This is a genomic window from Kitasatospora sp. NPDC058032 (genome assembly GCF_042885845.1).
Classification (GTDB): Bacteria; Actinomycetota; Actinomycetes; order Streptomycetales; family Streptomycetaceae; genus Kitasatospora.
Window position 1 is genome coordinate 1 of the sequence record NZ_JBHVRK010000059.1, and the last position, 4,390, is coordinate 4,390.

Annotated in this window: 1 protein-coding gene; it reads right to left on the bottom strand. The window is 74.8% G+C overall.

Annotation, left to right across the window (positions count from 1 at the left end):
• Nucleotides 1–4,390: type I polyketide synthase (locus ACFVUH_RS37155; RefSeq protein ID WP_387918053.1), on the bottom strand; the 4,390-nt coding region annotated here is incomplete at both ends.

The following is a 4,390-nucleotide window of genomic DNA, read 5'->3' on the forward strand; positions in this document are numbered from 1 at the left end:
TGGCGCGCCAGCGCCTCCGGCGTCGGATGGTCGAACACCAGCGTCGCCGGCAACCGCACCCCGCAGGCCGCGTTCAACGCGTTCCGCAGCTCCACCGCCGTCAGCGAGTCGAAGCCCAGCTCCCTGAACTGGCGGTCCACCGCGACGGTGGCCGCCGACTCGTGGCCCAGGACCGTGGCCGCCTGCTCGCGCACCAGGGCCTGGACGATGTCGAACTGCTCGGCCGCGGGGCGGCCCGCCAGTCGCTGGATCAGCGACGAACCGGTCGCCGCCGTGGCGGAGCCGTCGAGCGTGCGCCGCAGCGGGGTGCGCACCAGGCCGCTGAGCAGCGCCGGCAGCGCCCCGGAGCGGGCCTGGGCCGCCAGCGTGGCGGCCTCCAGCCGGGTGGGCACGACCACCGGTTCGGCGCTGCGTATGGCGGCGTCGAAGAGCGCGAGGCCGTCCTCGGTCTCGATCGCGGTCATCCCGGACCGGGAGATCCGGCGTCGGTCCACCTCGCTCAACTCACCGCTGAGCGCGCTGTCCTGAGCCCACAGCCCCCAGGCCATCGACACCGCCGGCAGTCCGGCCGCCCGGCGTCGCCGCGCGAGCGCGTCCAGGAAGACGTTCGCCGCCGCGTAGTTGCCCTGCCCCGCACTGCCCAGCACGCCGGCGGCGGAGGAGAACAGGACGAACGCCGACAGCTCCAAGTCCCGCGTCAACTCGTCCAGATGCAGCGCCGCATCCACCTTCGGACGGAACACCCGGTCGATCCGCTCCGGCGACAACGACTCGATCAGCCCGTCGTCCGTCACACCCGCCGCGTGCACAACCCCCGTCAGCGGGTGCTCGGCCGGGACAGCCGCCAGCAACGCGGCCAGCGCGTCACGGTCCGCCACGTCGCACGCCGCCGTGACCGCCTCCGCGCCCAGCGCGGCGAGTTCGGCCTCGAACTCCGCCGCGCCCGGCGCCAGCGCCCCACGGCGGCTCGCCAGCAGCAGCCGGCGCACCCCGTGCCCGACGACCAGGTGCCGCGCCACCAGACGCCCCAACGTGCCCGAAGCACCCGTCACCAGCACCGTGCCACCCTCGGCAAAGCGAACCGCAGGGCCCTCAACCGCGGCGACCCGCGCCAGACGCGGCACCAGCACCTCACCGCCGCGCACCGCGACCTGCGACTCACCCGACGCCACGGCCACCGACACCGCCGAACGGACGTCCCCGACCCCCGGCTCCACATCCACCAGCACGAACCGGCCCGGATGCTCCGACTGCGCCGACCGCACCAGGCCCCACACCGCCGCCTGACCCGCATCAACAGCACCCTCCGCGACCCCGCCACGGGTCACCACCACCAACCGCAAACCCTCGAAGCGCTGCTCTCCCAGCCACTGCCCGAGCAGGCCCAGCACACCGAGCACGGCAACACGCGCACCCTCGGCACCCTCACCCGACGGCGGGCACACGACCGCCAGCAGCCCGGGCACCTCCGCATCGGCCCCCGGAGCCTCCAGGCCCTCCCGGACCTCCACCTCGGCAGCCTCACCCACCACCACCGGCGCGGGCACCCAGTCCACCCGGTAGAGCCCGCCCGCCACCGCCGATCCGGCGGCGGCGAGCTGCTCGCCCGTCACCGACCGCAGGGCCAGCGCCTCCACCGAGGCCACCGGCCGGCCTTCGCCGTCCGCGATCGACAGCGACACGGCGTCCGCTCCGGCAGCGGAGCCGGCCGCCGGGGCCAGCCGGACCCGCAACGCGGTCGCGCCGGTGGCGGACACGCCCACCCCGGTCCACGAGAAGGGCAACCGCCCCTCGGGGCCGTCGGCGAGGAACCCGCCCAGGGCCATCGCGTGCAGGGCGGAGTCGAGCAGGGCCGGGTGCAGCGCGAGGCCGGCCACCGGGACGTCCTCGGGCAGCGCGACCTCGGCCAGGAGCGCCGACCCGTGCCGCCACACGGCACGCAGGCCCCGGAACACCGGGCCGTAGCCGAAGCCGGCCTCCTCCAGTCGCTCGTAGCAGCCTTCGATGTCCACCGCCGTCGCACCGGCCGGCGGCCAGACGGCCGCGTCGACGGTGTCCGGCGAGGCCGCGTCCACGGCCCGCGCGAGGAGGCCGGTGGCGTGGCTCGTCCACGGGGCATCCGCCGCCGTGCCGTCCTCGGGGCGCGAGTGGATCTCCAGCGCCCGCCGCCCGGTCGTGTCGGCGGCTCCGACGGTCACCCGCAGCTGCACCGCGTCCCGCGCGGGGAGCACCAGCGGTGCGGCGAGGGTCAGTTCGTCCACCCGGTCGCACCCGGCCTCGTCGCCGGCCCGGACGGCCATCTCCAGGAAGGCCGTGCCGGGCAGCAGGGTCACACCGGACACGGCGTGGTCCGCCAGCCAGGGGTGGGTGGGAAGCGACAGGCGGCCGGTGAGCAGAACGCCGCCGTCGGGCAGGCTCGCCGCCGCGCCCAGCAGGGCGTGCTCCGCGGCGGCCAGGCCGACGGAGGTCACGTCCCCGGCGGTCGCGGGCGCCTCCAGCCAGTAGTGGCGGCGCTGGAAGGCGTAGGTCGGCAGATCGACCCGCCGGGCGCCGCGACCGGCGAAGACCGTGTCCCAGTCGAGGGTGGTTCCGTGGGTGTGGAGGTGGGCGAGGGCGGCGGTGAAGGCCTCGGCCTCGGGACGGTCGGCACGCAGGGCCGCGACGGCGACGGTCTCGGCCAGGGTCTCCTGGACCATCGGCGTCAGGCCGCCGGGGCCGATCTCCAGGAATGCCGTCGCCCCCTGGTCCTCCAGGGTCTTCACCGCGTCGGCGAACCGGACGGCGTGGCGGACGTGGCGCACCCAGTAGTCCGGGTCGGCCAACTCCTCGGCGGTGACGAGCCGTCCGGTGAGCGTCGAGACGATCGGCCTCGTCGGCTCGGCGAACGTAATGCGCTCGGCGACCTCGCGGAAGCCCGCCAGCATCGGCTCCATCAGCGGCGAGTGGAACGCGTGCGAGACCGCCAGCCGCTTCGTTCGACGACCGTCGGCGGCGAGCAGGCCGACGACCTCCGCCACGGCCTCTTCGGCGCCCGAAATGACCACCGACGTCGGACCGTTGACGGCCGCGATACCCACAAGGTCCTCACGGCCGACCAGCAGCGGCAGCACCTCGTCCTCCGAGGCCTGCACCGCCACCATCACGCCGCCGGGCGGCAGCTCCTGCATCAACCGACCACGCGCCACCACCAGTTCAGCGGCATCGGTCAGCGAGAACACTCCCGCGACATGAGCGGCGGCGAACTCGCCGATCGAGTGACCGGCCAGGAAGTCCGCGCGCACACCCCACGACTCCACCAACCGGAACAGCGCCACCTCCACCGCGAACAACGCCGGCTGCGTGAACTCCGTCCGACCCAGCAGCTCCGCGTCCTCCCCGAACACCACCTCACGCAACGGCCGTTCGAGGTGGACGTCCAGATGCGCGCAGACCTCGTCGAACGCCTCCGCGAACACCGGGAACGACGCGTGCAGCTCACGCCCCATCCCCACCCGCTGACTCCCCTGCCCCGAGAAGAGCACCGCCGGCCGACCGGCCGAGGACCCCGCCTCGCCCGTCACGACGCCGGCGGCCGACCGCCGGTCCTCCGCCACCGCCGACAGGCCCAGGAGCAGTTCCTCCCTGTCGCGGCCCACCACCACCGCGCGGTGCGTCAGCGCGGCGCGCGAGGTCGCCAACGACCGGCCGACCTCGGCGATTCCCAGCTCCGGACGCTCGGCGAGGTGCGCGAGCAGGCGCTCCGCCTGGCCCCGCAGGGCGGCCGGATCCTTCGCCGACAGCGGCCAGGCGACGGCGAGGCCGGACATCGACTCGTCCTCCAGCCGCTGATCGACGACCGCCGCCGGGGGCTGCTCCAGTACGACGTGGGCGTTGGTGCCGCTGACGCCGAAGGAGGAGACGCCGGCCCGGCGCGGACGGCCGTTCACGGACCACTCCACCGGTTCCGACAGCAGCTCCACCGCGCCCGCCGACCAGTCCACGTGCGACGACGGCTCGTCCACGTGCAGGGTCTTCGGCAGCACCCCGTGCCGCATCGCCATCACCATCTTGATCACACCCGCCACACCCGCCGCGGCCTGGGTGTGACCGATGTTCGACTTCAACGAGCCCAGCCACAGCGGCTGTTCACGGTCCTGCCCGTAGGTCGCCAGCAGCGCCTGCGCCTCGATCGGGTCGCCCAGCGTGGTCCCGGTACCGTGCGCCTCCACCACGTCCACGTCCGCCGCCGACAGCCCGGCGTTCGCCAGCGCCTGCCGGATCACCCGCTGCTGCGACGGCCCGTTCGGCGCCGTCAACCCGTTCGACGCACCGTCCTGGTTCACCGCCGAGCCCCGCACCACCGCCAGCACCCGGTGCCCGTTGCGCTCCGCGTCCGACAGCCGCTCGACCA